We start from the raw sequence: 26,548 nt of genomic DNA on the forward strand, positions 1-26,548 counted from the left end.
TTCGGTCACCCGGCATTTGACATCGTGACGTCATGACATCATGATGTCTAGATGAACACCGAATTCGGCAATGCGCCGCTCTACACGAAGGTCGAGGCTGCTCTGGCCCTCGAAATATCGACATCCGCACTGCCGCCGGGCAGCCAGCTTCCGCCAGAGGAGCGCCTGATCGAGCGTTTCGGCGTGAGCCGGACGACCGTGCGCAAGGCGATCGAAAACCTCGTCGCGCGCGGTCTTGTCGAAATCCGGCGTGGCAAGGGCACCTTCGTTGCCGAGCCGAAGATCACGCAGGAACTGACGGAGCTGACCGGCTTCGTCGAGGACATGCACGCGCTCGGGCGCACGCCGACCGCGCGGCTCGTCGACCGGCAGGTCGTCGACGCCGATGCCGATGTCGCGCGGCAGCTCGCATTGCCACCGGGCACCGCGGTCATGCGGATTCGCCGCGTGCGTCTGGCCGACGGCGTAGCCGTCTCGTTCGACGAAACCTATCTGCCTCGCGAACTCGGTGAAAAGGTCGTGGCGCACGACCTGGAGGCCGAGCCGATCTTCTCGTTGCTCGAGGAGCGCTACGCCGTGCCGCTCGTCGATGCCGAATACCGGCTCGAGGCCGTCGCGGCGCCGCCGGACATCGCCCGGGCGCTGGCGATCGCGTCCGGCAGCCCGGTCTACCTGATCGAGCGGACGTCGCATACGCACGCGCAGCGGCCGGTCGATTTCGAGCGGCTTTATTACCGCGGCGATCTCATTCGTTTCGTCACGCGACTGAACCGGCGCACCGGCGAGCGTTCGTGACAGGGCACGCGGGCATGGAAGCACTGTGGCTGTTCGTCGCCGCGTTCGGCGCCAGCGCGCTCGGCGGCGTGCTCGGCATGGCGAGCGGCATTTTCGTCGTGCCGTTGCTCACGCTGCTGTTCGGCGTCGGCATCCAGACGGCGATCGGCGCGAGCATCGTGTCGGTGATCGCGTGTTCGTGCAGCGGCGCGGCGTCGTTCCTGAAGGGGCGGCTGGTCAACGTTCGGCTCGCGATCGTGCTCGAAACGGCGACGACGCTCGGTGCGCTCGCCGGCGTGCTGATGATCGGCCGCGTGCCCGTTGCGTTCCTGTATGCGCTGTTCGCGGCGGTGCTCGTTGTGTCCGCGAAACAGATGCTCGCGCGGCGTCGTGAAACGCTTGCCGACGGTCCGCCCGATGCCGCGACGTGGGCCAGCGCGCTCCGCCTGCATGCGAGTTTTCCCGATCCGGTGTCGGGCCGCGAGATCCGCTACCAGGTCGGGCGCGTGCCGTTCGGCATGGCGCTGATGGTCGGTGCCGGCCTGATTTCCGCGCTGCTCGGCATCGGCTCGGGCGTACTGAAGATTCCCGCGATGGACACGGCGCTGCGGCTGCCGATCAAGGTGTCGTCGGCCACGTCGAATTTCATGATCGGCGTGACGGCAGCCGCGAGCGCGGGTGCGTATTTCGCGCGCGGCGACATCGACATGGGGCTCGCCGGGCCGATCGCGCTCGGCTCGGTGATCGGCGCGATCGTCGGGGCGCGGTTGCTGATTCGCTTGCCGGCCGACAAGCTGCGGATCTTTTTCGTCATCGTGCTGCTGTTGCTCGCGATCGACATGTTCCTGACCGCGCTGGGCGTTCATGCGCCGGGCGGTGCCGCATGACGCACGCAGTCGATGGCGTCGAGCGCCGCGACCGGGCGGTCGCCGCATTGCTCCGGTATGGCACGTGGTGCGCGTGCGGACTGATCGTCGTCGGGATGCTGCTCGGTGCGGGCGGCAGCGCGTTCGCACGGGACGGCCATGCGTTCACGACGGCCGGCGTCGCGCTGTTCATCGTGTTGCCGGTGGCGCGCGTCGCGTTGTTGCTGGGGCTGTTCGTGCGCGAGCGCGACCGGACGTATGCGCTGCTGTCGATGCTCGTGCTGGTGATCATCGCGGCGGGGGTGATCGTCGGAGTGCGCGGGTGATCTGCGCTGCTTCGTCGCCATCCCGTCGGCGACATCGGACGACATGAACCGGCTGGCTCATGCATGGCATGCCGCGCATGACACCGACAAGAAGCATGCGCATGCATCGGTATTCGCCCGGCCGTCGTATGGCCGGATCGGGTAATTTTTGCTGCGTCGCGGCGCAAGCCGGTACGAACGGACCGATGCTGTCCGGTATCGACTTAGCGCGATCTCGATTCGTCCAGCGACAGGAAGCCGGCCGCGCTTCTGCCCAGCGCGATGCCGGGGCGCTCCACGAATCGATGGATGAGGGTGGAGAGCAACAGCGCGCCCGGTAATGTCACGGCCATCAGGACAATCGTCCTGATGTTGCCATGTGCCGTCAGGCGGGGAAGCGCGCCGGACAGTATCAATCCGGTAAACGCGATGAAGAAGCCGTGGAAAAGATACATGCCGTACGAGGCATCGGACAGCGTATGGGCAATCCGGCCGCCGAGGAGATTGGCGACAGGTTGCAGCAGAGACGACACGGGTTTTCGGTTGACCGTCAGTGCGTATAGCGATGTCGAAATGACTGGAAGCATCCACGATTGGGCGGCGTAACTCGACGTTTGAGCGAACGGCAACAGCAACGCCAGCACGCCGATCAGGATCGTGACCATTTTGGCGGTGCCGAACGGAATTTCGGCGATCAGCATGCCGGTCACGAACAGCGAGAGCTTCAGCGGCAGGAAACCCGGCTCCGGAAAGTGGCCGGCGAGCGCGTGGCTGGCCGCTAGTGCGATGGCGGCCAGTACGATCGACGCCGTCAACGGGCCGATCTTTCGCATCAGCAGATAGAGCAGCGGAAACGCGAGATAGAACTGCATCTCGAGGCTGAGGCTCCAGTCGGGCAGCATGGTCGCAAACGTGTATTTCGGCACCGCGCCGAAAACGAACGTGACATGGGCGAGCAGGTTGGCCGTGGTGAACCTGATCGTGTCCGGATCGTAAATGCCGCCGTTTCCCCAGAATCCGGGGTTCATCAATTGCAGTGCCTTGTAGCCGTCGAGAAACGGCGCCGACGCCATGACCGCGAACGCGAGCGACAGGTAATAGGCAGGCGCGATGCGGAAGTATCGGCGGATATAGAACCGGATCCAGGTAGCGGGCTGCGCCATGGGCTCGATCGACTCCCGCCGCCGAGCGTTGTAGGCCATCAGAAAGCCCGATATCGTCATGAACAGGTCGACGGCGATCTTCGGGTCCGGTATTGCGGTGAGCGTCCATCCGCCCCAGATCATGCAATGAGCGATCACGACCCAGGTCGCGGCAATGCCGCGCAAGCCATTCAGATAGGGGACGTCGCTCGGCATCCTGAAGTCATGGGGAAGCGGGGGGCGCGGTTGCGCACCCGTGTTTTTCTGATGGGTCGTCACTGATGTATCGGCTAAAGCTTCTGGATCACGCAACCGATGTAGTCGGAATGATCCGGGGACAGTTCAACGATCTGCGCGATGCCTTCGATCGCCTGCGAGACGCTGAAGGTATCCGTTCGATCCGAAATCTTGAAGTCGCGCCCGTCGACGTGGAAGTTCCATTGATGGAAACCTTCCCAGTTCTCGTTCAGCGCTTCATTTGCGGCATGCTCGGTCGCGATGAAACCACCGGGTTTTGTCACGGCGATCATCTGCCGAAACGCTTCGACCGGATTGTAGCTGTGGTCGAGCGTGTTCTTCGCATAAGTCAGGTCGAACGTGTCTTCCGGAAACATCGTGGTCAGGCATTCGCTTTCGCACTGCCGGGTTTTGATGAGGGGAAGCCCTGGGGGAAAATCCAGGCGTCCGTACAGGTCGCCCAGCGCATCGACGGCGGTGATGTCCAGCGGCATGCCGTTCATCTTCTTGCCCAGCACCGTCATAGGGCCAGCACCTACGTCGAGGATTTTCGGATTCGGGATGCCGGTCAGCAACGCGGCCATCCATTCGTGTACTTCGGTATCCGGGTTGATGCGGAACAGAAAATCTTCCGGCCACGCGCCGCCCTTCGTCTCCAACCACTTCGACCAGAACTCGATTTCGTTATCGATTCCGCTAGACCACTGCATTTTTTGCATTGTGTCCGTCCATGGGGTATGGACGGACGATTCTATCATCCGCTGGCAGGCTGTCATCGGATGAGAGCGCCGCGGGTGTTTGGAGGATCGGTGCGTTGTACTGACCGGTGTGTGGATCGTACGGCACCGCGTTGCGCAGGATCGGTGACCGGTGCGTAACGGTATCCGTATTCACCCTGACTCAACGCGCATGCTCGCGTATCGATCTCGCACGCGTGCCGTGCAAGGTCACATGTTTGCAACGCTTCCTCGATGCGTTTTACCGCGTGCCATCGGCGGCAACGGCGACGTGCGTGCGCTGACGGCCGTCCGGCCTGGGCCGGTACCTGTCGCGATATCGATGCGTGCGCACACAATTGCGTGTACCGGCGTCGCGCGTCGAATATCGATGCGTTCCTGAAACATTTCCTCCGATTTCACCCGTCCTGGCCGCCCTTGTTCGGCCGTGACGCGCGTCCCGTCTGGATTCACGCCGCATGGCACAGCCTTTGCGGTTGAGCAGATGCCGCCGGTGCAGACGAATTTCACCAGAACGACCAGCGCATCGACGGCACGTAACGACATCGAAACAAACGGGGAATCGGATCGGATTGCGCGCATCGCTTGTCGCGGTGCATGCGCCGCGCATGTCGTATCGGTCATGTGCACGGCGCCACGCGTTCCCGGTCCGTCGAACAGCAAGCTTGCTTGCAAGGTGTCGTGCCGGGGTTCGCACCGCGCATCGCGACCAAAGCCGCGTGCGGTGGCGCGTCGCGCCCGGCACATGTCGGGGGAGGCGCCCGTGAAAACGACAGTGAACCAATGGGCTGTGGCTGCGGTGATGTTCGTCGCGAGCGCGCACGCGCAGGAGATCTACCTCCAGGGCGGTACGCAAGGCGTCGGCATCGGGGCAGCCGTGAGCTTCAATTCGATGCTGGGTGCGCATGCTGATTTCAATGCGATCAACCTGACGCACGACTTCACGGTGGCAGGCAATCGCTACCAGGACGACCTGAAGCTGCGTCAGGGCGGTTTGTACGCCGATGTCTTCCCGTGGCGAGGCAGCGGCTTCCGGGCAACGCTCGGGCTGCGTTTCAACGACGACGAGCTGCGCGGCGTATCGGTGCCGACCGACGGTACTTACGTGTTCGACGGCAAGCGCTATCCGGCGCTGCCGGGGATGTACGCGGTCGCGGAGGCGCGGTACCCGACCGTGATGCCGTATGCGGGAATCGGCTATGGGCATCGGCCGGCGTCGAAAGGGCTCGGATTCGTCGCCGACCTGGGTGTCGCGTACGGGATCCCGAAGTGCTCGTACACGCTGTCGCCGGAGCTGGCGGCAGCCGCCGGTCCGCAGAAGAGCCAGATCCTGATCGCCAGCGGCCTTGACGAGCTGAACCGGATGATGTCGCGCTATCGGTGGTACCCGGTCCTGCAGATCGGCATCTCGTACCGCTTCTGAGCCGCACACCCGTCACGGCGTGACCGTGCGACGCTCGCGAACGGGTTCGGCCGTGCGGCGTGCCGGACGCGTGTCGCTGCGCTTCACGATGAACGGATGCTCGACGTAGCGGTAAGTCAGCAGCGCGCAGAACACGGCGACCAGCGCGCATGCAAGTGCGAGCGCCCAGATGCCGGGGGCGCCGACGGAACCGATCGGGAATGCGAACTTGTCGACCGCATGAACGATCGTGTACACGATCACCATGTGAATCATGTAGATGCTGAAACTGGCGGTGCCGAGCAGCGCGAGCGGCCGGGTGCCGAGCACGCCGTAGAACGTGTTTCCGCACGCGACGCACAGGAATACCGGGAGCAGCGGCAGCGCGCCCTCGATCGAGTAGCGTTCGGTCGGCGACGGTGACACGGCGAGGATCAGCAGCGCGACGGTCGCCGCCGATTTCGTGCCGAGCCGCACGCGGATCGCAGGGTGCCGCGATACCTCGTAGGCCACAGCGCCGAGCGCGAACAGCAGCGCCATGCTGCCAGGCTGCCCGAACAGCGCGGCGCAGGCCGTGACGATCGCGAGCGCGAGCAGCTTGCGCCACGCACGCGTGGCAACGAACCACGCGAGAAACGGCACGACCGCGTAGAACCGCCATTCGTATGCGAGGGTCCACCAGACGCCGCTCAGATAGCTGGTCCGTTCCGCTCCGTTGATCGGAAACGCGCCGAACCAGCCGAGCGACACGGCCTTGAACAGGTCCGCCAGCAACTGCGCCGGTGCGCCGACGACGTGGCGGGGAAACCAGTAAAGCGTGCAGGTGACGATGACGGTCGCATAGAACAGGTAGAGCGGCGCAAGGCGCCGTACGCGCCCGACGAAGAAGGTCCGCACGTCGAGCGTGCCTCTGCATGCGCGTTCCCAGAACAGGAGCCCGGTGACCATGAAGAACATCGCGACGGGAATCGTCCCGAGATTGCGCAGGAAGTCCGTGTCGGCGCCCCAGGTGCCGGTCGACAGCAACGCCTGGTTGCACGCGAAGTGATGGAAGACGACGGAGGTGGCCAGGATGCCGCGGAATCCGTCCAGGTTGCGATAGCGCATCGACAGCGACTTGTCGACGGCCGAACGGTAGAACGGCACGTGTCGCGCGACGAGCCACGCGATGATCGCGACGGCCGCGAGGCATGCGGGGAAGTAGAGTTTGTCGGGGGGCGGGGAGAACAGGGTTTCCAGAGCAGGCGTAGCAAAGTCCACTGAAGGGCGTCTCGTGTCTTGGATCGGGATTTCAGGCACGGGTGATCCGCGTCGATGCATGGTCTTCTGCGCGCTTCGTGCGGCGTTCGATCGCCGACTTGATGAGCCGATGGTATCAAACGATTGCGGTGGCCGCGGCCCGATGTGCAACACGATGTTTCGGCGCGAATCGGCACGAGGCCCGTGATCGTAGCGGTTGTCGCCAACAATGCCAGCGTCGCAAATCCTGTTCCTCGCCGGTGGGGCATGCGTCGTTGTCGACGGCACTTGACTGGCCATCCGGCCGTCTTTCGCGTCGTTCAGAACCGGCTTACCTTGAGCGACAGCAGTTCGATGCGTCAGGCCGGCGGCGCAGGGTGGAAGGGGTCATGCCATCTACTGCCGCCGGCCAGCGCCGACTCCGTCGTCCCTCCGGCCGTGTCGATGATAGCAATGCTTGCAATTCATCGTAAGCACGCTATCATTGATAGCAAATCCGGGTGGAGGAACTCATGGCAAATCTTCTGGTGCGTAACGTGGATGACAATATCGTTCAGAGCCTGCGAGAGCAGGCAGCGGCAAATGGCAGGAGTGCCGAGGCCGAACATCGGGTCATCCTGGCCGAAGCGCTTGGCCGGCCGAAGCGGCGGACCTTTGCGCAAGTGCTGATGAGCATGCCCGGTGTCGGCGAAGACGCGGATTTCCAACGTGTTCAGGATTCCGGCGAGGTCAGGCGTGTTTTTGATTGATACGAACGTTCTCAGCGAAATCAGGAAGGGCAAGCGCACCAACCGCGGCGTGCAGGCGTTCTTCCGACAGGCCGCAGCCGACGCGAGCCCGCTTTACCTGTCCGTCGTGACGGTGGCCGAGCTGCGGCGCGGCGTCGACCTGATCCGGCATCGCGGCGATGTCCGCCAGGCGTCGGCGCTCGAAGCCTGGATGGCGACGATCCTGTCCGGCTATGCGCCGAACATCCTGCCGGTCGATATCGAGACCAGCCAGATGTGGGGGCATTTGCGCGTGCCCGATCCGACGCATGAACTCGACAAGCTGATCGCGGCCACCGCGCTGATCAACGATCTCACGGTCGTCACGCGTAACGTCGACGATTTCGCCCGCACCGGCGTCCGGTTGCTGAATCCGTTCGACTAGCTTTGCGGCCGAGGTCGGCCATCGCACGAAACAGATTCGGGTGACGGCAGGCCGTCTGGCCCGGGCACGGCGCTCCACGCCACGCCGGCACCGGCGATCCGGGGCGACGTGACCCGAACATTCCACGCCCCATCGCAGAATCCCCCACCGGCGCACCTTCCACACTGCCGTTCCCGCCTTTTACCGCCCGTCCTCTCGTCCCAACAGACGATGTAACGCCACCCCCGACCGGCCAGAATCCTTACACGAACAACGGATTCTGAACCAGGAGGAGGCCGACATGATCGATGTCCGTGCGCTTGGCTATGTCGTCGTCGAGGCGACGCGCGTCGATGCGTGGCGCCGCTACGCGGAAGACGTGCTGGGCATGCAGGCGCTCGATGCGCCCGACGGCGCGTTGTACCTGAAGATGGACGAGCGCGATTTCCGCTACGTGGTCGTCCCCGGCTCGACCGACCGCTATTTCGCGTCGGGCTGGGAATTGCCCGACGGCGCCGCGTTCGACGCCGCGCTGGCGGCACTGCAGCGGGCGGGCGTCGAGCCGGTGCGCGCGACCCGCGACGAAGCCGCGCTGCGCCGCGTGCAGGCGATGGCGTGGTGCACCGACCCGTCCGGCAACCGCCACGAGCTGTACTGGGGCGCGCGCTGCGACTTCCGCCGCTTCGTGTCGCCGCTGGGCGTCGCGCGCTTCGTCACCGGCGACATGGGGCTCGGCCACGCGGTGCTGCCCGCGCCGCAGTTCGACGCGACCGACGCGTTCGTGCGCGGCGTGCTCGGGTTCGAGCTGTCCGACATCTACCGGGTGAAGTTCACGCCCGATCCGGCCGAACCGGAAAAGCGCATCCATTTCATGCACTGCCGCAACGCGCGCCATCACAGCCTCGCGCTGTTCGAGATGGCCGTGCCGTCGGGCTGCGTACACGTGATGGCCGAAGTCGATTCGATGGACGAAGTGGGCTGCGCGCTGGATCGCGTCGCGGCGCACGACGTGAAGATGTCCGCGACGCTCGGCCGGCACTGCAACGACCAGATGATTTCTTTCTACATGAAGACCCCCGGCGGCTTCGATCTCGAATACGGCTTCGGCGGCCTCACGGTCGACTGGGCGAAGCACGCGGTGTTCGAGGCCACCAAGGTGAGCCAGTGGGGCCACGATTTCAGCATCGGATACCGGTAAGCCAGCACGATGACGATGAAACCTCTCGACAAGACGATGTCCGCGCGCGACGTGGTCGCGCAACTCGCCGACGGCATGACGATCGGCATCGGCGGATGGGGGCCGCGGCGCAAGCCGATGGCGCTGGTGCGCGAGATCGCGCGCTCGAACCTGAAGGACCTGACGATCGTCGCGTACGGCGGCGCCGATGTCGGCCTGCTGTGCGCGGCGGGCAAGGTGCGCAAGGCGGTGTTCGGCTTCGTGTCGCTCGACGTGATCCCGCTCGAGCCGCATTTCCGCCGCGCCCGTGAACAGGGCCGCATCGACGTGCTCGAACTCGACGAAGGGATGCTGCAGCTCGGCCTGCGCGCCGCGGCCGCGCGGCTGCCGTTCCTGCCGACGCGCGCCGGGCTCGGCACCGCGCTGCTCGATCACGCGCCGGCACTGCGCACGGTGCGCTCGCCGTACGACGACGGCGAGACGCTGCTCGCGATGCCCGCGATCGAGCTCGACGTCGCGCTGCTGCACGTGAACGCGGCCGACCGGATGGGCAACACGCGTATCGACGGCCCCGATCCGTACTTCGACGCGTGGATGGCGCGCGCCGCGCAGCGCTGCTACGTGTCGGCGGAAACGGTCGACGCGTCGCTCGCGAGCGAAGACCTCGACGCCGCGCGCCGCAACACGTTCGAGCGCTCGCTCGTCACGGGCGTCGTGCACGCGCCGGGCGGCGCGCATCCGACGTCGTGCGGGCCGGCCTACGGCTGGGACTTGCCGCACCTGCGCGCGTATTGCGCCAGCGCGGAAGACGACGCGAAAACGGCGGCGTACCTGCGCGACGTGGTCGGCCAGGACGAACGCCAGTACCTCGAAGGCGTCGGCGGGCTGTCGCACGTGACGACGCTGCCGTTGCCGATTCTGTAAAGGAGCGCCTGTGAGCGAATCTCTCGACCATTCCCTCGCGGAACTGATGATCGTCGCGTCCGCGCGACTCTGGCGCGACGACGGCGAAGTGCTGGCGACCGGCATCGGCACGGGCCCGCGGCTCGCGGCCGGCCTCGCGCGGCTCGCGTACAACAACGGGCTGATGCTGACCGACGGCGAAGCGTATCTCGTCGAGGAGCCGGTGCCGCTCGGCCCGCGCCCCGACGGCTATCGCGTGAAGGCGAGCGGCTGGATGACCTACGAACGCGTGTTCGACTGCCTGTGGCACGGCCGCCGACATGCGCTCGTGATGCCGACGCAGATCGACCGGTTCGGCCAGGCCAACATCTCGTGGCTCGGCGACGACTACGACCGCCCGAAAACCCAGCTGCTCGGCGCGCGCGGCTTCCCAGGCAACACGACGAACCACGCGAACTCGTTCTTCGTCAGCGGTCACGGCAAGCGCACGTTCGTCGACGGCGAAGTCGACATGGTGTGCACGGTCGGCTACAACCCGGCGCGCCGGCTGCCCGGGATGAAGACCTTCGTCGACCTGCGCAGCATCGTCACCGACCTGTGCGTGATGGATTTCGGCGGCCCCGACCATGCGATCCGCGTGCGTTCGCTGCATCCGGGCGTGAGCTTCGACGAAGTGCAGGACGCGACCGGCTTCCCGCTGATCGCCGCGCCGGACCTCGGCACGACGGCCGCGCCGACCGTGGAAGACCTGCGCATCGTCCGCTCGCTCGATCCGCACAACCTGCGCGCGACGATCGTGCGCAACAATCCGGCGCCGCGCCGGGGATGAGGTTCGACATGGAAGCGACCCAGATGACGTTCGGCGACGGTGTCGTCGGCTACGCGGTCGAGGACGGCATCGCGACGATCACGATGAACCGTCCCGAGTATCACAACGCGCAGAACTCGAAGATGACGTATGCGCTCGACGCCGCGTTCCGGCGCGCGGCGCACGACGACGCGGTGAAGGCGATCGTGCTCGCGGGCGCCGGCAAGCATTTCTCGGCGGGTCACGACATCGGCACGCCGGGCCGCGACATCCACGAGTCGTTCGATCGCGCGTCGCTGTGGTACGACCACGTCGACAAGGAAGGCGGTGAATTCCTGTATGCGCGCGAGCAGGAGGTGTACCTCGGGATGTGCCGGCGCTGGCGCGATTTGCCGAAGCCGACGATCGCGATGGTGCAGGGCGCGTGCATCGCCGGCGGGCTGATGCTCGCGTGGGTGTGCGACCTGATCGTCGCGTCGGAAGACGCGTTCTTTGCCGATCCGGTCGTGCGGATGGGAATCCCGGGCGTCGAGTATTTCGCGCATGCGTACGAGCTGAACCCGCGCATCGCGAAGGAATTCCTGTTCCTCGGCGAGCGGATGCCGGCAGAACGCGCGTACCAGATGGGGATGGTCAACCGCGTGGTGCCGCGCGAGCGGCTGCGCGACGCGACCTACGCGATCGCCGCGAAGATCGCGACGATGCCGCGCCTCGGGCTCACGCTGACCAAGCAGGCGCTGAACCACGTCGAGGAGCTGCAGGGCAAGCGTGCGGCGATGGATGCGGCGTTCGCGTGGCATCACTTTGCCCATGCGCACAACGAGCTCGTCAGTGGCGACCGCCTCGGCGGCTACGACGCACGCAGCATGGCCAGCTCGCAGCGCCAGCCGAACGGCGTGGATCGCGGCGACGCGCCGGCCCCGGTCGCCGTCAACGGAGCCGCCGCATGAGCACGACGTTTCGGAGCCCGTTGCATACGCCGCTGTGCGACCTGCTCGGCTGCCGCTATCCGATCGTGCAGACCGCGATGGGCTGGGTGGCCGACGCGCGGCTCGTCGCGGCGACCGCGAATGCGGGCGGCTTTGGCTTCCTGGCCGGCGCGACGCTCGAACCCGGGCAGGTCGAGGCCGAGATCCTGAAGGTGAAGTCGCTGACCGACAAGCCGTTCGGCATCAACTTCCACATGTTCCAGAAGAACGCCGCGCAGGTGGTCGATCTCGCGATCAGGCACCGGCTGCGCGCGGTCAGCTACGGGCGCGGGCCCGATGCGAAGACGATCCGCCGCTTCAAGGACGCCGGCATCGTCTGCATGCCGACCGTCGGCGCGCCGAAGCATGCGGCGAAAGCGGTCGAGCTCGGCGCCGACGTCGTGACGGTGCAGGGTGCGGAAGGCGGTGGCCACACGGGCTCGGTGCCGACCACGCTGCTGCTGCCGAAGGTGCTCGACGCGGTACGCGTGCCGGTGGTCGCGGCCGGCGGGTTCTTCGACGGGCGCGGGCTGGCGGCCGCGCTCGCGTACGGCGCGGCCGGCATCGCGATGGGCACGCGCTTCCTGATGAGCGCCGAATCGCCGGTGCCGCGCGAAACGCTCGACCAGTACGTCGCGGTCGGCGATCCGGCGCGCATCCGCGTATCGGACGCGCTCGACGGGCTGCCGCAACGCATGATCGACAACCCGTACCTGCTGAAGCTCGAGTGCTTCGGCCCGCTGCGCCGCACATGGTTCGCGCTGAAGACGGCCGAAGCGTGGCGCCGCCAGAACGGGCTGAGCACGGGCGACATGCTCGGGCTCGCGATCAAGGCGCTGCGCTCGCACGACTACACGGCGAGCCAGACGCTGATGGCCGCGAACGCGCCGTTCCTGATCCAGCGCGCGATCGTCGAGGGCCGCCCGGACGAAGGCGTGCTGCCGAGCGGCCAGGCGGCCGCGATGATCGGCGCGATCGAATCGTGCGACGCGCTGATCGCGCGGATCGTCGCGGAAGCCGGCGAGCGGCTCGATGCGCTGGCCGCGCTGCGGGGCACGGCAGCGGTGCAGACCGCATGAACCACATCACAGGGAGGCAATGCAGATGACAGCATCCAATCAACCGGCCGGCGCGATGCCGTTCCGGATCGAGCGCGCAGACGGCATCGCCGAACTGGTGATCGCCCATCCGCCCGTGAATGCGCTCGACGCGCAGGGCTGGCACGCGCTGTCGCACGCACTCGACGCGCTCGGCGAAGACGACGACGTGCGCGTGATCGTCGTGCGCGGCGAAGGCCGCGGCTTCTGCGCGGGCGTCGACATCAAGGAACTGGCCGCGCATCCGGAGCGGATCGTGTCGGTCAACGCGGGCAACTACGAGACGTTCCGTGCGGTGCACCGCAACCCGAAGCCGGTGATCGCGGCCGTGCACGGCTTCGTGCTCGGCGGCGGGATCGGCATCTGCGGCGCGGCGGACATCGTCGTCGCGGCCGATTGCGCGCGCTTCGGCGTGCCCGAGATCGACCGCGGCGCAATGGGCGGCGGCGCGCACCTGCAGCGGCTGTTCGGCGTGCAGAAGGTGCGCGCGATGTACTTCACCGGCGACATGATCGACGCGGCCGAAGCGTACCGGCTCGGCGCGGTCGAGCTAGTTGTCACGCGCGACACGCTGCGCGACGCGGCGCTCGCGATCGCCCGCAAGATCGCCGACAAGAGCCCGGCGATGGTGCGGCTCGCGAAGGAGGCGCTGAACGGCGTCGAGGACGGCGATCTCGAGGACAAGTACCGCTGGGAGCAGGGCTTCACGCTGCAGGCGTACATGACGAACGATTCGACGGAAGCGCGCAGCGCGTTCGTCGAGAAACGCGACGCGCGTTTCGACGCGCAGGCGACGGCCGGGGAGGCACGCGCATGAACCTGACCTATACGCCGCAACAGCAGGCGTTCCGCGCGGAAATCCGCGAATGGCTCGCCGCGCACGTGCCGCGCGAGCGGCTGCCGAGCTTCGACACCGAGGCAGGCTTCGCCGCGCACCGCGAATGGGAGCGCACGCTGCACTCGGGCCGCTGGAGCATGGTCACGTGGCCGCGCGAGCTGGGCGGGCGAGGCTGCGACCTGATCGAGTGGCTGATCTTCGAGGAAGAGTACTGGCGAGCCGACGCACCGATGCGCGTGAACCAGAACGGCATCTTCCTGCTCGGCCCGACGCTGATGGATTTCGGCACCGATGCGCAGAAGGCGCGCTTCCTGCCCGCGATGGCGGCCGGCGAGCACGTGTGGGCGCAGGGCTGGTCGGAGCCGAACGCGGGCTCGGACATGGCCGCGATCCGCACGACGGCCGCCCGTATCGGCGACGAATACGTGCTGAACGGCCAGAAGATCTGGTCGACCCGCGCGGTGTGGGCGGACTGGCTGTTCGGGCTGTTCCGCAGCGATCCCGAATCGACCCGTCACCATGGCCTGACGTTCCTGATGGTGCCGCTGTCCGCGCCGGGCATCACCGTACGGCCGATCCGGCAGCTCAACGGGCAGACCGGGTTCGCGGAAATCTTCTTCGACGACGTGCGCGTGCCGGTCGAGAACCGGCTCGCGGCCGAAGGCGCGGGCTGGCAGGTCGCGATGGCGACGGCCGGCTTCGAGCGCGGGCTGATGCTGCGCTCGCCCGCGCGCTTCCAGCGTACCGCGCAGGCGCTGCGCGACCTGTATCTCGCGCACCGCGACAGCGCGGATCGCGACCCGACGCTGCGCGAACGCGTGGTGCAGGCCTGGATGGATGCGCAGGCCTATGCGCTGTCGACCTACGCGACCGCGAGCCGGCTGCTGAAGGGCGGCCATATCGGCGCGGAGTCGAGCACCAACAAGGTGTTCTGGTCGGAACTCGACCTGCGCATGCACCAGACCGCGCTCGACATTCTCGGCGCGCACGGCGAGGTCGTCCCGCAGACGGCCGCGCAGCACGCGACGCTCGGCCACTGGCTCGACGGTTTCCTGTTCGCGCAGGCCGGCACGATCTACGCGGGCACCAACGAGATCCAGCGCAACATCGTCGCCGAACGGATGCTCGGCATGCCGCGCGCGTAACCGCGCCGGCGCCCCCCTCACTGAACGGACATCCCATGGATTTCGTATTCGATGAAGACCAGGAAGCGCTCGCGGACAGCGTGAAGCGCCTGCTGATGACCGAGATGACGCCCGAGCTGATCCGCGAGCTCTGGGCCACGCCGACCGGGCGCTCGGACGACCTGTGGGCGCTGTTCGCGTCGCAGGGGCTGACCGCCGTATCGGTGCCCGACGCGCATGGCGGCCTCGGCCTGACCGAAACGGAATGGGCGCTGCTCGCGCAGACCTACGGCTATTTCGGCAGCCCCGAGCCGCTGCTCGACACGGCGCTCGTGTCGGCCGGCGTACTGGCGCGGCTGCCCGCGAGCGACTGGCGCGATGCGCTGCTGCGCGACGTCGCCGAAGGCCGCGCGCGCGTCGCGCTCGTGCACCCGGTGAACCCGTATGCGGCCGACGTGCATGTCGCGAACACGCTGCTGTGCGAACACCGCGGCGAACTGCACCGCGTCGACCCCGCGCGGTGCGCATGGCGTGCGGTCGACAGCGTCGACCCGTCGCGGCGCCTGTTCACGCTCGACTGGGAGCCGTCGGCGGCCACCCGCATCGCTTCGGCCGACGATGCCGCGCCGCTGCTGAACCGCGCGCTCGACCACGGCGCGTTCGCGGTCGCCGCGCAGCTGCTCGGCCTCACGCAGCGCGTGCTCGACGTCGCGATCGACTACAGCGCGCAGCGCAAGCAGTTCGGCAAGGCGATCGGCTCGTACCAGGCGCTCAAGCACCTGCTCGCCGATGTCGCGATCCGCTACGAGTTCGCGCGGCCGGTGGTCGCGCGCGCCGCACAGGCGATCGCCGACGATCACCCGCAGCGCGCGGTGTTCGTGTCGCACGCGAAGCTCGCGGCGACGGCGGCCGCGCAACTGGCCGCGCGCCACTCGATGCAGGTGCACGGCGCGATCGGCTACACGTGGGAACTCGACCTGCAGATCTTCATGAAGCGCATCTGGGCGCTGTCCGGAAGCTGGGGCGACAGCGCGTTCCACAAGGCCCGCGTGGCCGACGCGATCCTCGGCGACGCGTTGCCGATCGGCCCCGCGCAGACCTTCGACCTCGAGGAACTGAACTGATGAAACAAGCCTATATCGTCGACGCGCTGCGCACGCCGACCGGGCGCCGCAAGGGCGGGCTCGCGCACGTGCATGCGGCGGACCTCGGCGGCTTCGTGCTGAAGATGCTCGTCGGGCGCAACGCGATTCCCGCCGACGAATACGACGACGTGGTGTTCGGCTGCGTCGACACGATCGGCCCGCTCGCGGGCAACATCGCGCGCACCTGCTGGCTCGCGGCCGGGCTGCCGCTGCAGGTGCCGGGCGTGACGGTCGACCGCCAGTGCGGCTCGTCGCAGCAGGCCGTGCACTTCGCCGCGCAGGCCGTGATGAGCGGCGTGCAGGATGTGGTCGTCGCGGGCGGCGTGCAGACGATGACGCAGATCCCGATCTCGTCCGCGATGACCTGCGCGGCGCCGCTCGGCTTCACCGATCCGTTCTCGGGCAGCACCGGCTGGCGCGCGCGCTTCGGCGATGCGCCGGTGTCGCAGTTCGTCGCCGCGCAGCGGATCGCCGATCACTGGAACCTGTCGCGCGACGCGATGGAGCGTTATGCGCTGGAAAGCCACCGTCGAGCGGTCGCGGCGATCGAGGCCGGCCATTTCAGGCGGGAAATCGTCCCGTTCGAAGGCGTGATGCACGACGAGACGCCGCGCCCCGACACGTCGCTCGACAAGATGGCGACGCTCGAGCCGCTGACGCCCGGCGGCTCGCTCACGGCCGCCGTCGCGAGCCAGACCTGCGATGCGGCCGCCGCGCTGCTGATCGTGTCGGAAGACGCGCTGAAGCGCTACGGCCTCACGCCGCGCGCACGCATTCACCACTTGAGCGTGCTCGGCGACGATCCGCTGTGGATGCTTACCGCGCCGATCCCGGCGACCCAGGCCGCGCTGAAGAAGAGCGGGCTCGACTGGTCGCAGATCGACGTCGTCGAATTGAACGAGGCGTTCGCGTCGGTCGCGCAGGCGTGGCTGGCCGACACGCGCTTCCCGCACGAAAAGACCAACCCGAACGGCGGCGCGATCGCGCTCGGTCACCCGCTCGGCGCGACCGGTGCACGGCTGATGACGACGCTGCTGCACGAGCTGGAACGCACGGGCGGCCGCTACGGGCTGCAGACGATGTGCGAAGGCGGCGGCCTCGCGAACGTCACGATCATCGAGCGCCTGTGAGCGCGTCACTTTCACGATCTCACGATCCAAGAGGCACAAGCATGGGAATCTGTAACGGACGCACCGTCATCATCACCGGCGCGGGCGGCGGGCTCGGGCGCGAGTACGCGCTCGCATTCGCGGCCGAAGGCGCGGCGGTCGTCGTCAACGACATCCGGCACGACGCCGCGCAGGCCGTGTGCGACGAGATCGCCCGGCGCGGCGGCCGCGCCCTCGCGAATTCGGACGACATCACACAGACCGACACAGCACAGCGGATCGTCGATGCGGCGCGCGCAGCGTTCGGCGACGTGCACGTGCTCATCAACAACGCGGGCATCTGCCGCGACAAGATGTTCACGAGCATGACCGAAGCAGACTGGGACGACGTGATGCGCGTGCACCTGCGCGGCCACTTCTGCCTGTCGAGCGTGCTGGCGCGCGTGTGGCGCGATGCGGCGAAGGCCGGCCATGCGGTCGACGCTCGGATCGTCAACACGAGTTCGGGCGCCGGGCTGCAAGGCTCGATCGGCCAATCGAACTACGGCGTGGCGAAGGCCGGGATCGCCGCGCTCACGCTGATGCAGGCGGCCGAACTGCAGCGCTACGGCGTGCGCGTGAACGCGCTCGCGCCGGCCGCGCGCACGTCGATGACCGAAGGCGTGTTCGCCGACATGATGAAGAAGCCCGAGGGCGGCGGTTTCGACTATTTCGATCCGGCCAACGTCGCACCACTCGTCGTATGGCTCGGCAGTGCGCTGTCCGCCGACGTGACGGGCCAGGTGTTCGAGGTCGCGGGCGGGATGATCGCGGTCGCCGAAGGCTGGCGCACGGGCCCGAGCGTCGATCGCGGCGCGCGCTGGGCGGCGGACGAGGTCGGCCCGGCGGTCGCGCGGCTGCTTGCCGACGCGCGACCCGCGCAGCGCGTGTACGGGAGCTGAGCGATGGATCTGGCGCTCACCGACGAACAGGCGATGATCCGCGACGCGGCGGCCGACGTGCTCGCCGAACGCAGCGCGTCGGCCGACGTGCGCCGCGCGCTCGAACAGTCGGCCGGCCGCGACGATGTGCTGTGGGCCACGCTCGCGGGCGAACTCGGCTGGAACGCGCTTGCGTTGCCGGAAGCGGCGGGCGGGCTCGGGCTCGGCGCGGTCGAGCAGACGGTGCTGATGGAGCAGCTCGGCCGGCGCGTCGCGTGCGTGCCGTATTTTTCGACCACGTGTCTGGCCGCTACTGCGCTGGCAGGCTGCACCGATACGGCAGCCGCCACCGGCTGGCTCGCGAAGATCGCCGAAGGCGCGTGCAGTGCGACGCTGGCGCTGTCGTTCGACCTGCCGGCCGGTGCGTGGGCGTTGCCGGTCGTCGCGGAAGAGGCGGCGGGCGGTTATGCGCTGTTCGGCACGATCGAACAGGTGATCGACGGTGCGCGTGCCGACCTGCTGCTGATTCCCGCGCGGATCGCGAACGAAGGGCAGTCGATCGGGTTGTTCGCGATCGACGTTGCATCGGCGTCGGGCCTGACCGTCACGCCGCTCGACACGCTCGACGCGACGCGGCCGATCGCGCGCGTGATGCTGGACGACACGCGCGTGAGCCGCGATGCGCTGGTGGCCGGCCGCCACGCGGTGCAGGTGCTGGAACGCGCCGGATGGTTCGCGGCGCTCGCGCTGGCCGCCGAACAGCTCGGCGGTGCGCAGCAATGCCTCGACCTGACGCTCGACTACACGAGCCAGCGCGTGCAGTTCGGCCGTGCGATCGCATCGTTCCAGGCCGTCAAGCACCGCTGCGCACAGATGATGGTGCTGATCGAATCCGCGCGCTCGGCTGTGCTCGGCGCCGCGCATGCATGGGACGCGGAGGCCGGTGCGACGCCGGCCTTCGCGCTGCGTGCCGACATCGCGGCCGCGAAAGCCGCCGCGAACGACGCATACGCGTTCTGCGCACAGGAAGCGATCCAGCTGCACGGCGGCGTCGGCTTCACGTGGGAATACGACCCGCATCTCTATTTCAAACGCGCACAGGCGTCGGGTGCGCAGTTCGGCAGCACGCCGCAACTGCTCGAATGGATCGCCCGTCATGCCATTGACGGCGACGCATCGCAGCGCGATGCAGCGTTCGAGCCATCGGCGATGGCCGCATCCCGTCCGTCGGCCGCACGCGCAGGAGCCCTGCAATGAACAGCGAAACGCGCGAACAGCAATTGCGGCACGAAGTGGCCGACTGGGTGCAATCGCACCTGACCGGCGAATTCGCGTGCCTGAAATACCGCGGCGGTCCCGGCGACGAGGAAGCGTGGCCGGAGCTGCGCAAGGCATGGGAGCAGGCCCTCGCGAAGGGCGGCTGGACGGGGCTCGGCTGGCCGGCCGGCGCCGGCGGGCGCGGCTTCTCGGTCGCCGAGCAGGTGATCTTCCACGAGGAATACGCCCGCGCGGGCGGCCCCGGCCGGATGGGGCATATCGGCGAAGGGCTGCTCGGGCCGACGCTTGTCGCGTGCGGCACCGACGACCAGCGCGCGCGCTTCCTGCCCGGCATCCTGGCCGGCACGCAGTTCTGGTGCCAGGGCTATTCGGAGCCGGCCGCGGGTTCGGACCTCGCCAACGTGCGCACGCGTGCCGAACAGGATGCGGACGGCACGTGGCGCGTGTATGGGCAGAAGGTGTGGACGTCGCTTGCACACGATTCCGACTGGATCTTCGTGCTCGCCCGCACCGATCCCGAGTCGAAGGGCAACAAGGGGCTGTCGTTCCTGCTGATGCCGCTCGACCAGCCGGGCATCGAGATCCGTCCGATCAAACAGCTCAACGGCGGTGCGGAATTCAACGAAGTGTTCTTCGACGGTGCGTGTGCACAGGCGCGCGACCTCGTCGGCGCACCGGGCGACGGCTGGCGGATCGCGATGACGCTGCTCGGCTTCGAGCGCGGGATGTCGACGCTCGGCCAGCAGATGCAGTTCGTCCGCGAGCTCGAATGGGTGATCGACGCGGCGCGCGAATCGGGCGCCGATCGCGACCCCGTGCTGCGCCAGCGGATCGGCCGCGCATGGGCCGGACTGCGCGTGATGCGCTACAACGCGCTGCGGATGCTGTCCGGCGCGGACGACGCCGACGCCGGCGCGCCGCTGCGCCGCGAGGCGCTGATCTACAAGTACTTCTGGTCGAACTGGCACCGCGACCTCGGTCAGCTTGCGATGGACGCACTCGGCCCGCGCGCGAACGTGATCGATCCGGCCGACGAAAAGCTCACCCATCTGCAGCGCGTGTTCCTGTTCTCCCGTGCGGACACGATCTACGCGGGCACCAACGAAATCCAGCTCAACATCATGGCCGAGCGCGGGCTCGGCATGCCGAGAGAACCACGAGGTAACGCATGACCGAACCCCTGATCCAGAAAGCCCCGGCCTACGTGCCCGGCCACCAGCTGCTCGCCGGCAAATCGGTGCTGATCACGGCCGCCGCGGGCGCCGGCATCGGCTTCGCGGCCGCGCGCCGCAGCGCGGAGGAAGGCTGCCGTGCGCTGTTCATTTCCGACATCCACGAAAAGCGCCTCGAGCAGGCCGTCGAGACGCTGCGCGCCGAAACGGGGCTACAACACATCTACGGCCGCCTGTGCAACGTCGCGGTCGAGGCCGACGTGCAGGCGCTGGTCGCGCAAGCGCAGGACAAGCTCGACGGCGTCGACGTGCTGATCAACAACGCCGGGCTCGGCGGATCGACCCGCATCGTCGATATGGACGATGCCGAATGGTCGCGCGTGATCGACATTAGCCTTACCGGGACGTTCCGGATGACGCGCGCGATGCTGCCGCACATGCAGGCCCGAGGCCGCGGCGCGATCGTCAACAACGCATCGGTGCTCGGCTGGCGCGCGCAGGCGGAACAGGCGCACTACGCGGCGGCGAAGGCGGGCGTGATGGCGCTCACGCGCTGTGCGGCGCTCGAGGCGTCGCCGTACGGCGTGCGCATCAACGCGGTCGCACCGAGCATCGCAATGCACGATTTTCTGAAGAAGTCGGCTCCGGCCGACCTGCTGAATCAACTGGCGTCGCGCGAAGCCTTCGGGCGCGCCGCCGAAGTCTGGGAGGTCGCGAACGTGATGGTATTCCTTGCAAGCGATTACGCGTCGTACATGACGGGCGAAGTGCTGTCGGTCAGCAGCCAGCACGCGTGATGGACACGACCCTCGACCCCGTGCGCGCGACGCCTCGCGTATTCGCGCATCCCGGCGAACTCGCGGCTGCGGTCGGCGACACGCTCGGCGCGAGCGCATGGCTCGCGATCGACCAGCGCCGCATCGACGGCTTCGCCGATGCGACGGGCGATCACCAGTGGGTGCACGTCGATCCGGTGCGCGCAAAGGACGGCCCGTTCGGCGCGTGCATCGCGCACGGCTACCTGACGCTGTCGCTCGTCAACTGCTTCCTGCCGCAGATCGTGCGCATCGACGGCGCGCGGCTCGGCGTCAACTACGGCTGCGACAGGATTCGTTTCCCGGCGCCGGTGAAGGTCGGCGCACGCGTGCGCGGCGTCGGCGAGCTGCTGCGCGTCGAGCCGCTCGACGGCGGCGTGCAGGCATGGATTCGCGTGACCGTCGAGATCGAAGGCGAGGCGAAACCCGGCTGCGTGGCCGACACGATCAGCCGTTACTACTTCTAGAGTCAGAGAGCCAGCACATGGAAGACGCAGTCATCGTTTCCGTCGCACGCACGCCGATCGGCAAGGCGTTTCGCGGCATGTTCAACGACACCGAGGCGCCCGCGCTGGGCGGCCACGTCGTGCGCACCGCGCTCGAACGCGCGGGCGTCGCGCCGGCCGACGTCGACGACGTGCTGATCGGCTGCGCCGCGCAGCAGGGCACGCAGGGCTACAACATCGGCCGCCTGTCGGCGGCGGCGGCCGGGTTGCCGGCGTCGGTGCCCGGGATGGCGATCGACCGCATGTGCTCGTCGGGCCTGATGTCGATCGCGAGCGCCGCGCGCAGCATCGGCGCGGGCGATGCGCGGATCGTCGTCGCCGGCGGCGTCGAGTCGATTTCGCTCACGCAGAACAAGCACAAGAACGCGTATCGCGCGCGTTCGCAGGCCGTGCTCGATCACCAGCCGGCCGCCTACATCGCGATGATGGAAACGGCCGAGATCGTGTCGCGCCGCTACGGGATCCCGCGCGCCGCGCAGGACGAATTCGCGCTGCAGAGCCACCAGCGCACCGCCGACGCCCAGTCGGCCGGCCGCTTCGACGCGGAAATGGCACCGCTCGACGTGCGGCGCGCGCTGTTCGACAGGGAAGGCAACGCGACTGGCCACGAGGATCTGCGTGCGGCCCGCGACGAAGGCGTGCGTGGCGACACGACGGCCGAGCGGCTCGCCGGGCTGAAGCCGTCGTGGAGCGGTGGCAAGGTCGTCGAGCAGGGCGAGTTCGTGACGGCCGGCAATGCGTCGCAGCTGTCGGACGGCGCGGCGGCCGTGGTCGTGATGTCGCGCAGCGAGGCGGTGCGCCGCGGGCTGACGCCGCTCGGCGCGTTCCGCGGCCTCGCGGTGGCCGGCTGCGAGCCGGACGAAATGGGCATCGGCCCGGTGTTCGCGATTCCGAAGCTGCTGGCGCGTTTCGGGATGACCGTGGCCGACGTCGGGCTGTGGGAATTGAACGAAGCATTCGCGTGCCAGGCGCTGTATTGCCGCGACACGCTCGGCATCCCCGACGACCGGCTGAACGTGGACGGCGGCGCGATCGCGCTCGGCCATCCGTTCGGGATGTCGGGCACGCGCATGACGATGCACGCGCTGCTCGAAGGCGCGCGGCGCGGCGTGCGGCATGCGGTCGTGACGATGTGCATCGGCGGCGGGATGGGTGCCGCCGCGCTGTTCGAAGTCGGCGCGTAGCGGCACGCAGGCGGGCCGCGCCGCGCGAGCGGCCATCCATTCAGGACCATTCGAGGCCGCGGCGACGACCGGCGGCCCGGAGACTTGCAGCCGGCTGCGGCTGGCGCTTCGGCGCGAACCGCCGTCGAACGCAGATACAGGAGACACGCATGAAACGTACCTTGCCCGGACTCGCGATGTCGGCGCTCGTGCTCGGCGCCGCGCTGTTCGCGTTTTCGCCGCGCCCGCTGCCGGCGTTCCCGGCCACCGCGATCCACGCCGACCGGCTGCAGATCAACGGGCTCGCCCGCGCGGGCACGACGCGCATCGTCGCGGTCGGCGAACGCGGCGTGATCCTGCTGAGCGACGACGCGGGTGCCCACTGGCGGCCGGCATCGATCGCCGATGACGAGGCGTCGACGCTCACGCAGGTGCGCTTCATCACGCCGACGCTCGGGATCGCGGTCGGTCACGACGGGCGGATCGTCCGCAGCGACGACGCGGGCGTGCACTGGCGCCAGGTGCACATGGACCACGAACACTCGGATCCGCTGCTGTCCGTCTGGGGCACCGCGGGCGGCCCGCTGTTCGCGGCCGGCAGCTTCGGCCAGCTGCTGCGTTCGGACGACGCCGGCCTCAGCTGGCAGACCGTGAAGACACCGGCCGGCGACCGCCACCTGAACGCGATCGTCGGCGACGGCCACGGCAACCTGCTGATCGCGGGCGAAAGCGGCACGCTGCTGCGCTCGACCGACAACGGCGCGACGTGGGACAAGATGGCGTCGCCGTATGCGGGCTCGCTGTTCGGCGCGCTGATGCTCGCGGACGGCGACTGGGTCGCCTACGGGATGCGCGGCAACGTCGTGCGCAGCACCGATCACGGCGCGACCTGGACGCACGTAGACAGCCACGTGCCGGTGTCGTACTTCGGCGCGACCCAGCTCGCCGACGGCGAACTCGTGCTGGTCGGCCAGGGCGGCGCGATCGTCGCGTCGCGCGACGGCGGGCTGACCTTCGACGTGCGCAAGCTCGGCGGCGTGCAGAGCCTCGCGGCCGTGCTCGACATGGGCCACGGCGCGCTGCTGCTCGGCGGCGAGGCCGGCGTCGCGCCGCTCGCCGTGTCACCGTCCTGACGCGCGGCCACGGCGGCCGCGACAGACGCAGCCGCCGGTTTCCGCACGCTTCCGTTCGTTTCGCATCGCCAGTCCGTACCGACACGAGAATTCCATGAACGACCTGTCACGTCCCCCTGAAGCCGTCCCCGCATCGCGCCTCGCCACGTTCGTCGAACGCTGCGCCAACACGATCATCCGCCAGCGCAAGCTGCTGATGCTGCTGTGCGTCGCGGTCACGCTCGCGCTCGGATTGTCCGCGACGCGCCTGAAGCTCGATCCGGGCTTCAACAAGATGATCCCGATGCAGCATCCGTACATGCAGGTGTTCGAGCGCTATGCGGGCGCGTTCCCGGGCGCGAACACGATCCTCGTGAGCCTGCGCTGGAAGGGCGATGGCGACATCTACAACCAGACGTTCATGGACGCGCTGCGCCATGCGACCGACGACGTGTTCTTCATCCCCGGCGTGAACCGCTCGCGGGTGTTCTCGCTGTTCACGCCGAACGTCCATTACACCGAGGTGACCGAAGCCGGATTCCGCGGCGACGTGGTCGTGCCCGGCCAGTTTTCGAGTGCGAACCCGGACGATCTCGCGAAGGTGCGCCGCAACGTCGCGCGTTCCGGGCAGATCGGCCGCCTCGTCGGCAACGACCTGAAGTCGGCGCTGATCCGCGCGGAACTGCGCGAGACCGACCCGGCGACCGGCAAGCGGCTCGACTACAGCGCGGTCGCGCGCCAGCTCGAGGAGATCCGCGCGAAATACGCGAAGCAGGGCATCGACGTGAACATCATCGGCTTCGCGAAGCTGGTCGGCGACGTCGAGAGCGGCATCGCGGGCGTGATGGCGTTCTTCGCGCTCGCGTTCCTCGTGACGGCCGCGCTGCTGTTCGCCTACACGCGCTCGGTGAAGACCACCGTGCTGGCGCTCGTCGTCGCGCTGCTGCCGGTCGTCTGGCTGCTCGGCGCGCTGCCGCTGCTCGGGCTCGGCATCGACCCGATGTCGATCCTCGTGCCGTTCCTGATCTTCTCGATCGGCGTGTCGCACGCGGTGCAGATGACCAACGCGTGGAAGCAGGCGCTGGTGCGCGGCGCGTCGTCGGTCGATGCCGCGCGCGACGCGTTCCGCAAGCTGTTCGTGCCGGGCACCGTCGCGCTGCTGACCAACGCGCTCGGCTTCATGGTGATCATGCGGATCAGGATCGACATCGTGCGCGAGCTCGGCATCACCGCGTGCCTCGGCGTGCTGCTGATGATCGTCACGAACAAGGTGTTCCTGCCGATCCTGCTGTCTTACACGCGCCTCGAACGCGGCACGCTGGCGCGCGCACAGCGCACGGCGGCGGCCGGCGGCAGCCGGATGTGGTCGCGCTTCGCGGTGTTCGCGCGGCCGGGGCCGGCGCTCGGCGTGTTCGCGGTGGCGCTCGCGCTGCTCGCCTACGGCACGCTCGAATCGCGCAAGCTGGAGATCGGCGACATCGGCACCGGTGCGCCGGAGCTGCGCGCGAACTCGCGCTACAACATCGACAACGCGGCGATCACGCACCAGTACAACATCGGCGTGGACGTGCTGTCGGTGATCGTCGAGACGACCGGCTTCGACGACGCGTGCCTGCATTACCCGGTGATGAGCGCGATCGAGAAGTTCGAGATGAACATGCGCGGCGTGGCCGGCGTGCAGTCGGTGACGAGCGTGGCATCGCAGGGCAAGGTGTTCATCGCCGCGTTCAACGAGGGCAACCCGCGCTGGGCCGCGCTGCCGCGCTCCAGCGACGGGCTCACGCAGGGCGCCAACGCGTTCGACCCCGACAACGGGATGAACACCGCGAACTGCAAGGCGATCCAGGTGCTGATCTACACGAAGAACCACGAAGGCACGACCATCGCGCACATCGTCGACGAGATCAAGCGCTTCGCGGCCGAAAACCCGACGCCGAACGTCGCATTCCGGCTCGCGGGCGGCAACGTCGGCGTGATGGCCGCGACCAACGAGGCGGTCGGCGACGCGGAGATCGCGATGCTGCTGTCGATCTTCGGCGCGATCGCGCTGCTCTGCGCGGTGACGTTCCGCTCGTGGCGTGCTGTGCTGTGCATCGTCGTGCCGCTCACGCTCGTGTCGATCCTGTGCAATGCGGTGATGGCGCGGCTCGGGATCGGGCTGAAGGTCGCGACGCTGCCGGTGATCACGCTCGGCGTCGGGGTGGGCGTCGACTACGGGATCTACCTGTACGAGCGCCTTCAGCACGACATCCGCCACGGCGCGGCGCTGCCGGACGCGTTTGCCGACGCGATGCGCCAGCGCGGCACGGCGGCGCTGTTCACGGCCGTCACGATGTTCATCGGTGTCGGCACGTGGGCGTTCTCCGCACTGAAGTTCCAGGTCGACATGGGCGTGCTGCTCGCGTTCATGTTCCTCGTGAACCTGTTCGGCGCGGTGTTCCTGCTGCCCGCGCTCGCCGCGTGGCTCGGCGTCGAGCGTGCCGAGCGCCGCGTGACGCGACAGCAGCAGCCGGCGCCGGCTGCTCCCGTGCCGCTGAAACCGTCGCCCGCGCTCAAATCCGGCAACCCGGTGCGCTGAAC

At 68.1% G+C, this 26,548-nt stretch carries 27 protein-coding genes; 23 read left to right on the plus strand and 4 right to left on the minus strand.

What is annotated here, in order from left to right; genetic code table 11:
- Nucleotides 1–51 precede the first annotated feature (51 nt).
- The 3 genes from AC5LXK_RS23170 to AC5LXK_RS23180 are packed head-to-tail and all read left to right on the plus strand — an operon-like array spanning nucleotide 52 to nucleotide 1,966.
- A complete protein-coding gene (locus tag AC5LXK_RS23170; RefSeq protein ID WP_493393810.1) occupies nucleotides 52–795 on the plus strand; it encodes a GntR family transcriptional regulator in 744 nt (247 codons plus the stop codon).
- Nucleotides 796–809: 14 nt separating this feature from the next.
- Nucleotides 810–1,661 carry a sulfite exporter TauE/SafE family protein gene (locus AC5LXK_RS23175; RefSeq protein WP_493393811.1) on the plus strand — a complete coding sequence of 284 codons (852 nt, stop codon included), beginning with the start codon at nucleotides 810–812 and terminating at the stop codon, nucleotides 1,659–1,661.
- Complete coding sequence (locus AC5LXK_RS23180; RefSeq protein ID WP_493393812.1) at nucleotides 1,658–1,966, plus strand: DUF1634 domain-containing protein; 309 nt, start codon at nucleotides 1,658–1,660, stop codon at nucleotides 1,964–1,966. The genes AC5LXK_RS23175 and AC5LXK_RS23180 overlap by 4 nt, the downstream gene beginning before the upstream one ends.
- Before the next feature lie 203 nt (nucleotides 1,967–2,169).
- Here the strand turns inward: AC5LXK_RS23180 and AC5LXK_RS23185 are convergent, their stop codons facing one another.
- From AC5LXK_RS23185 to AC5LXK_RS23195, 3 genes are all read right to left on the minus strand, one after another.
- On the minus strand, nucleotides 2,170–3,366 hold the full coding sequence (locus AC5LXK_RS23185; protein WP_493393813.1) for an acyltransferase family protein: 1,197 nt from the start codon (nucleotides 3,364–3,366) through the stop codon (nucleotides 2,170–2,172).
- 11 nt (nucleotides 3,367–3,377) lie between these two features.
- Nucleotides 3,378–4,043 (minus strand): class I SAM-dependent methyltransferase, encoded by a 666-nt coding sequence (locus AC5LXK_RS23190; RefSeq protein ID WP_493393814.1) that lies wholly within the window; start codon nucleotides 4,041–4,043, stop codon nucleotides 3,378–3,380.
- A gap of 228 nt (nucleotides 4,044–4,271) precedes the next feature.
- Nucleotides 4,272–4,685, minus strand: coding sequence for a hypothetical protein (locus tag AC5LXK_RS23195; protein ID WP_493393815.1), 414 nt, complete (start codon nucleotides 4,683–4,685; stop codon nucleotides 4,272–4,274).
- Between the two features lie 121 nt (nucleotides 4,686–4,806).
- Between AC5LXK_RS23195 and AC5LXK_RS23200 the strand changes: the two genes are divergently transcribed.
- Nucleotides 4,807–5,484, plus strand: a complete 678-nt coding sequence (locus tag AC5LXK_RS23200; protein ID WP_493393816.1) for a hypothetical protein — start codon at nucleotides 4,807–4,809, stop codon at nucleotides 5,482–5,484.
- A 12-nt stretch (nucleotides 5,485–5,496) separates the two neighbouring features.
- Here the strand turns inward: AC5LXK_RS23200 and AC5LXK_RS23205 are convergent, their stop codons facing one another.
- Nucleotides 5,497–6,723: an acyltransferase family protein gene (locus AC5LXK_RS23205; RefSeq protein ID WP_493393817.1), complete on the minus strand. Its 1,227-nt coding sequence runs from the start codon at nucleotides 6,721–6,723 to the stop codon at nucleotides 5,497–5,499.
- A 491-nt stretch (nucleotides 6,724–7,214) separates the two neighbouring features.
- Here AC5LXK_RS23205 and AC5LXK_RS23210 point away from each other — a divergent pair, with 491 nt between their 5' ends.
- The 19 genes from AC5LXK_RS23210 to AC5LXK_RS23300 all read left to right on the plus strand — a co-directional run bounded on the left by AC5LXK_RS23210 (nucleotide 7,215) and on the right by AC5LXK_RS23300 (nucleotide 26,546).
- Complete coding sequence (locus tag AC5LXK_RS23210) at nucleotides 7,215–7,451, plus strand: FitA-like ribbon-helix-helix domain-containing protein (RefSeq protein ID WP_493393818.1); 237 nt, start codon at nucleotides 7,215–7,217, stop codon at nucleotides 7,449–7,451.
- Nucleotides 7,438–7,854: a type II toxin-antitoxin system VapC family toxin gene (locus tag AC5LXK_RS23215; protein WP_493394037.1), complete on the plus strand. Its 417-nt coding sequence runs from the start codon at nucleotides 7,438–7,440 to the stop codon at nucleotides 7,852–7,854. The genes AC5LXK_RS23210 and AC5LXK_RS23215 overlap by 14 nt, the downstream gene beginning before the upstream one ends.
- Nucleotides 7,855–8,134: 280 nt before the next feature.
- Nucleotides 8,135–9,031, plus strand: a complete 897-nt coding sequence (locus AC5LXK_RS23220; RefSeq protein WP_493393819.1) for a VOC family protein — start codon at nucleotides 8,135–8,137, stop codon at nucleotides 9,029–9,031.
- A 9-nt stretch (nucleotides 9,032–9,040) separates the two neighbouring features.
- The gene (locus AC5LXK_RS23225) at nucleotides 9,041–9,934 is read left to right on the plus strand and encodes a CoA transferase subunit A (RefSeq protein WP_493393820.1); all 894 of its coding nucleotides are present in this window, start codon (nucleotides 9,041–9,043) and stop codon (nucleotides 9,932–9,934) included.
- Nucleotides 9,935–9,944: 10 nt separating this feature from the next.
- Nucleotides 9,945–10,742, plus strand: coding sequence for a CoA-transferase subunit beta (locus tag AC5LXK_RS23230; RefSeq protein WP_493393821.1), 798 nt, complete (start codon nucleotides 9,945–9,947; stop codon nucleotides 10,740–10,742).
- 8 nt (nucleotides 10,743–10,750) lie between these two features.
- Nucleotides 10,751–11,671, plus strand: a complete 921-nt coding sequence (locus AC5LXK_RS23235; RefSeq protein ID WP_493393822.1) for an enoyl-CoA hydratase — start codon at nucleotides 10,751–10,753, stop codon at nucleotides 11,669–11,671.
- Nucleotides 11,668–12,768 carry an NAD(P)H-dependent flavin oxidoreductase gene (locus AC5LXK_RS23240; protein ID WP_493393823.1) on the plus strand — a complete coding sequence of 367 codons (1,101 nt, stop codon included), beginning with the start codon at nucleotides 11,668–11,670 and terminating at the stop codon, nucleotides 12,766–12,768. The genes AC5LXK_RS23235 and AC5LXK_RS23240 overlap by 4 nt, the downstream gene beginning before the upstream one ends.
- A 19-nt stretch (nucleotides 12,769–12,787) precedes the next feature.
- A complete protein-coding gene (locus AC5LXK_RS23245; RefSeq protein WP_493393824.1) occupies nucleotides 12,788–13,603 on the plus strand; it encodes an enoyl-CoA hydratase family protein in 816 nt (271 codons plus the stop codon).
- Nucleotides 13,600–14,769, plus strand: a complete 1,170-nt coding sequence (locus AC5LXK_RS23250) for an acyl-CoA dehydrogenase family protein (RefSeq protein ID WP_493393825.1) — start codon at nucleotides 13,600–13,602, stop codon at nucleotides 14,767–14,769. Before AC5LXK_RS23245 ends, AC5LXK_RS23250 begins: the two co-directional genes overlap by 4 nt.
- Before the next feature lie 35 nt (nucleotides 14,770–14,804).
- Nucleotides 14,805–15,872: an acyl-CoA dehydrogenase family protein gene (locus AC5LXK_RS23255; RefSeq protein WP_493393826.1), complete on the plus strand. Its 1,068-nt coding sequence runs from the start codon at nucleotides 14,805–14,807 to the stop codon at nucleotides 15,870–15,872.
- The gene (locus AC5LXK_RS23260; protein WP_493393827.1) at nucleotides 15,872–17,023 is read left to right on the plus strand and encodes an acetyl-CoA C-acetyltransferase; all 1,152 of its coding nucleotides are present in this window, start codon (nucleotides 15,872–15,874) and stop codon (nucleotides 17,021–17,023) included. Before AC5LXK_RS23255 ends, AC5LXK_RS23260 begins: the two co-directional genes overlap by 1 nt.
- Before the next feature lie 41 nt (nucleotides 17,024–17,064).
- The gene (locus tag AC5LXK_RS23265; RefSeq protein WP_493393828.1) at nucleotides 17,065–17,943 is read left to right on the plus strand and encodes an SDR family oxidoreductase; all 879 of its coding nucleotides are present in this window, start codon (nucleotides 17,065–17,067) and stop codon (nucleotides 17,941–17,943) included.
- A gap of 3 nt (nucleotides 17,944–17,946) precedes the next feature.
- Complete coding sequence (locus AC5LXK_RS23270) at nucleotides 17,947–19,179, plus strand: acyl-CoA dehydrogenase family protein (protein ID WP_493393829.1); 1,233 nt, start codon at nucleotides 17,947–17,949, stop codon at nucleotides 19,177–19,179.
- Complete coding sequence (locus AC5LXK_RS23275; protein ID WP_493393830.1) at nucleotides 19,176–20,372, plus strand: acyl-CoA dehydrogenase family protein; 1,197 nt, start codon at nucleotides 19,176–19,178, stop codon at nucleotides 20,370–20,372. The genes AC5LXK_RS23270 and AC5LXK_RS23275 overlap by 4 nt, the downstream gene beginning before the upstream one ends.
- Nucleotides 20,369–21,169, plus strand: coding sequence for an SDR family oxidoreductase (locus AC5LXK_RS23280; protein WP_493393831.1), 801 nt, complete (start codon nucleotides 20,369–20,371; stop codon nucleotides 21,167–21,169). The genes AC5LXK_RS23275 and AC5LXK_RS23280 overlap by 4 nt, the downstream gene beginning before the upstream one ends.
- Nucleotides 21,169–21,654, plus strand: coding sequence for a MaoC family dehydratase (locus tag AC5LXK_RS23285; protein ID WP_493394038.1), 486 nt, complete (start codon nucleotides 21,169–21,171; stop codon nucleotides 21,652–21,654). The genes AC5LXK_RS23280 and AC5LXK_RS23285 overlap by 1 nt, the downstream gene beginning before the upstream one ends.
- Nucleotides 21,655–21,671: 17 nt before the next feature.
- Nucleotides 21,672–22,877 carry an acetyl-CoA C-acyltransferase gene (locus AC5LXK_RS23290; protein ID WP_493393832.1) on the plus strand — a complete coding sequence of 402 codons (1,206 nt, stop codon included), beginning with the start codon at nucleotides 21,672–21,674 and terminating at the stop codon, nucleotides 22,875–22,877.
- Nucleotides 22,878–23,026: 149 nt separating this feature from the next.
- Entirely contained in the window at nucleotides 23,027–23,989 is a 963-nt protein-coding gene (locus AC5LXK_RS23295; protein ID WP_493393833.1) for a WD40/YVTN/BNR-like repeat-containing protein, read from the plus strand.
- 94 nt (nucleotides 23,990–24,083) lie between these two features.
- A complete protein-coding gene (locus AC5LXK_RS23300) occupies nucleotides 24,084–26,546 on the plus strand; it encodes an efflux RND transporter permease subunit (RefSeq protein ID WP_493393834.1) in 2,463 nt (820 codons plus the stop codon).
- The last annotated feature ends 2 nt before the right edge of the window (nucleotides 26,547–26,548 follow it).

This window comes from Burkholderia pulmonis (assembly GCF_984667975.1).

Bases quoted from the DNA above. Each gene is read 5' to 3' on its own strand.
- AC5LXK_RS23170 (WP_493393810.1), top strand. From the start codon at position 52: ATGAACACCGAATTCGGCAATGCGCCGCTCTACACGAAGGTCGAGGCT.
- AC5LXK_RS23175 (WP_493393811.1), top strand. From the start codon at position 810: ATGGAAGCACTGTGGCTGTTCGTCGCCGCGTTCGGCGCCAGCGCGCTC.
- AC5LXK_RS23180 (WP_493393812.1), top strand. From the start codon at position 1,658: ATGACGCACGCAGTCGATGGCGTCGAGCGCCGCGACCGGGCGGTCGCC.
- AC5LXK_RS23190 (WP_493393814.1), bottom strand. From the start codon at position 4,043: ATGCAAAAAATGCAGTGGTCTAGCGGAATCGATAACGAAATCGAGTTC.
- AC5LXK_RS23195 (WP_493393815.1), bottom strand. From the start codon at position 4,685: ATGACCGATACGACATGCGCGGCGCATGCACCGCGACAAGCGATGCGC.
- AC5LXK_RS23200 (WP_493393816.1), top strand. From the start codon at position 4,807: ATGTCGGGGGAGGCGCCCGTGAAAACGACAGTGAACCAATGGGCTGTG.
- AC5LXK_RS23210 (WP_493393818.1), top strand. From the start codon at position 7,215: ATGGCAAATCTTCTGGTGCGTAACGTGGATGACAATATCGTTCAGAGC.
- AC5LXK_RS23220 (WP_493393819.1), top strand. From the start codon at position 8,135: ATGATCGATGTCCGTGCGCTTGGCTATGTCGTCGTCGAGGCGACGCGC.
- AC5LXK_RS23225 (WP_493393820.1), top strand. From the start codon at position 9,041: ATGACGATGAAACCTCTCGACAAGACGATGTCCGCGCGCGACGTGGTC.
- AC5LXK_RS23235 (WP_493393822.1), top strand. From the start codon at position 10,751: ATGGAAGCGACCCAGATGACGTTCGGCGACGGTGTCGTCGGCTACGCG.
- AC5LXK_RS23240 (WP_493393823.1), top strand. From the start codon at position 11,668: ATGAGCACGACGTTTCGGAGCCCGTTGCATACGCCGCTGTGCGACCTG.
- AC5LXK_RS23245 (WP_493393824.1), top strand. From the start codon at position 12,788: ATGCAGATGACAGCATCCAATCAACCGGCCGGCGCGATGCCGTTCCGG.
- AC5LXK_RS23250 (WP_493393825.1), top strand. From the start codon at position 13,600: ATGAACCTGACCTATACGCCGCAACAGCAGGCGTTCCGCGCGGAAATC.
- AC5LXK_RS23255 (WP_493393826.1), top strand. From the start codon at position 14,805: ATGGATTTCGTATTCGATGAAGACCAGGAAGCGCTCGCGGACAGCGTG.
- AC5LXK_RS23260 (WP_493393827.1), top strand. From the start codon at position 15,872: ATGAAACAAGCCTATATCGTCGACGCGCTGCGCACGCCGACCGGGCGC.
- AC5LXK_RS23265 (WP_493393828.1), top strand. From the start codon at position 17,065: ATGGGAATCTGTAACGGACGCACCGTCATCATCACCGGCGCGGGCGGC.
- AC5LXK_RS23270 (WP_493393829.1), top strand. From the start codon at position 17,947: ATGGATCTGGCGCTCACCGACGAACAGGCGATGATCCGCGACGCGGCG.
- AC5LXK_RS23275 (WP_493393830.1), top strand. From the start codon at position 19,176: ATGAACAGCGAAACGCGCGAACAGCAATTGCGGCACGAAGTGGCCGAC.
- AC5LXK_RS23280 (WP_493393831.1), top strand. From the start codon at position 20,369: ATGACCGAACCCCTGATCCAGAAAGCCCCGGCCTACGTGCCCGGCCAC.
- AC5LXK_RS23285 (WP_493394038.1), top strand. From the start codon at position 21,169: ATGGACACGACCCTCGACCCCGTGCGCGCGACGCCTCGCGTATTCGCG.
- AC5LXK_RS23290 (WP_493393832.1), top strand. From the start codon at position 21,672: ATGGAAGACGCAGTCATCGTTTCCGTCGCACGCACGCCGATCGGCAAG.
- AC5LXK_RS23295 (WP_493393833.1), top strand. From the start codon at position 23,027: ATGAAACGTACCTTGCCCGGACTCGCGATGTCGGCGCTCGTGCTCGGC.
- AC5LXK_RS23300 (WP_493393834.1), top strand. From the start codon at position 24,084: ATGAACGACCTGTCACGTCCCCCTGAAGCCGTCCCCGCATCGCGCCTC.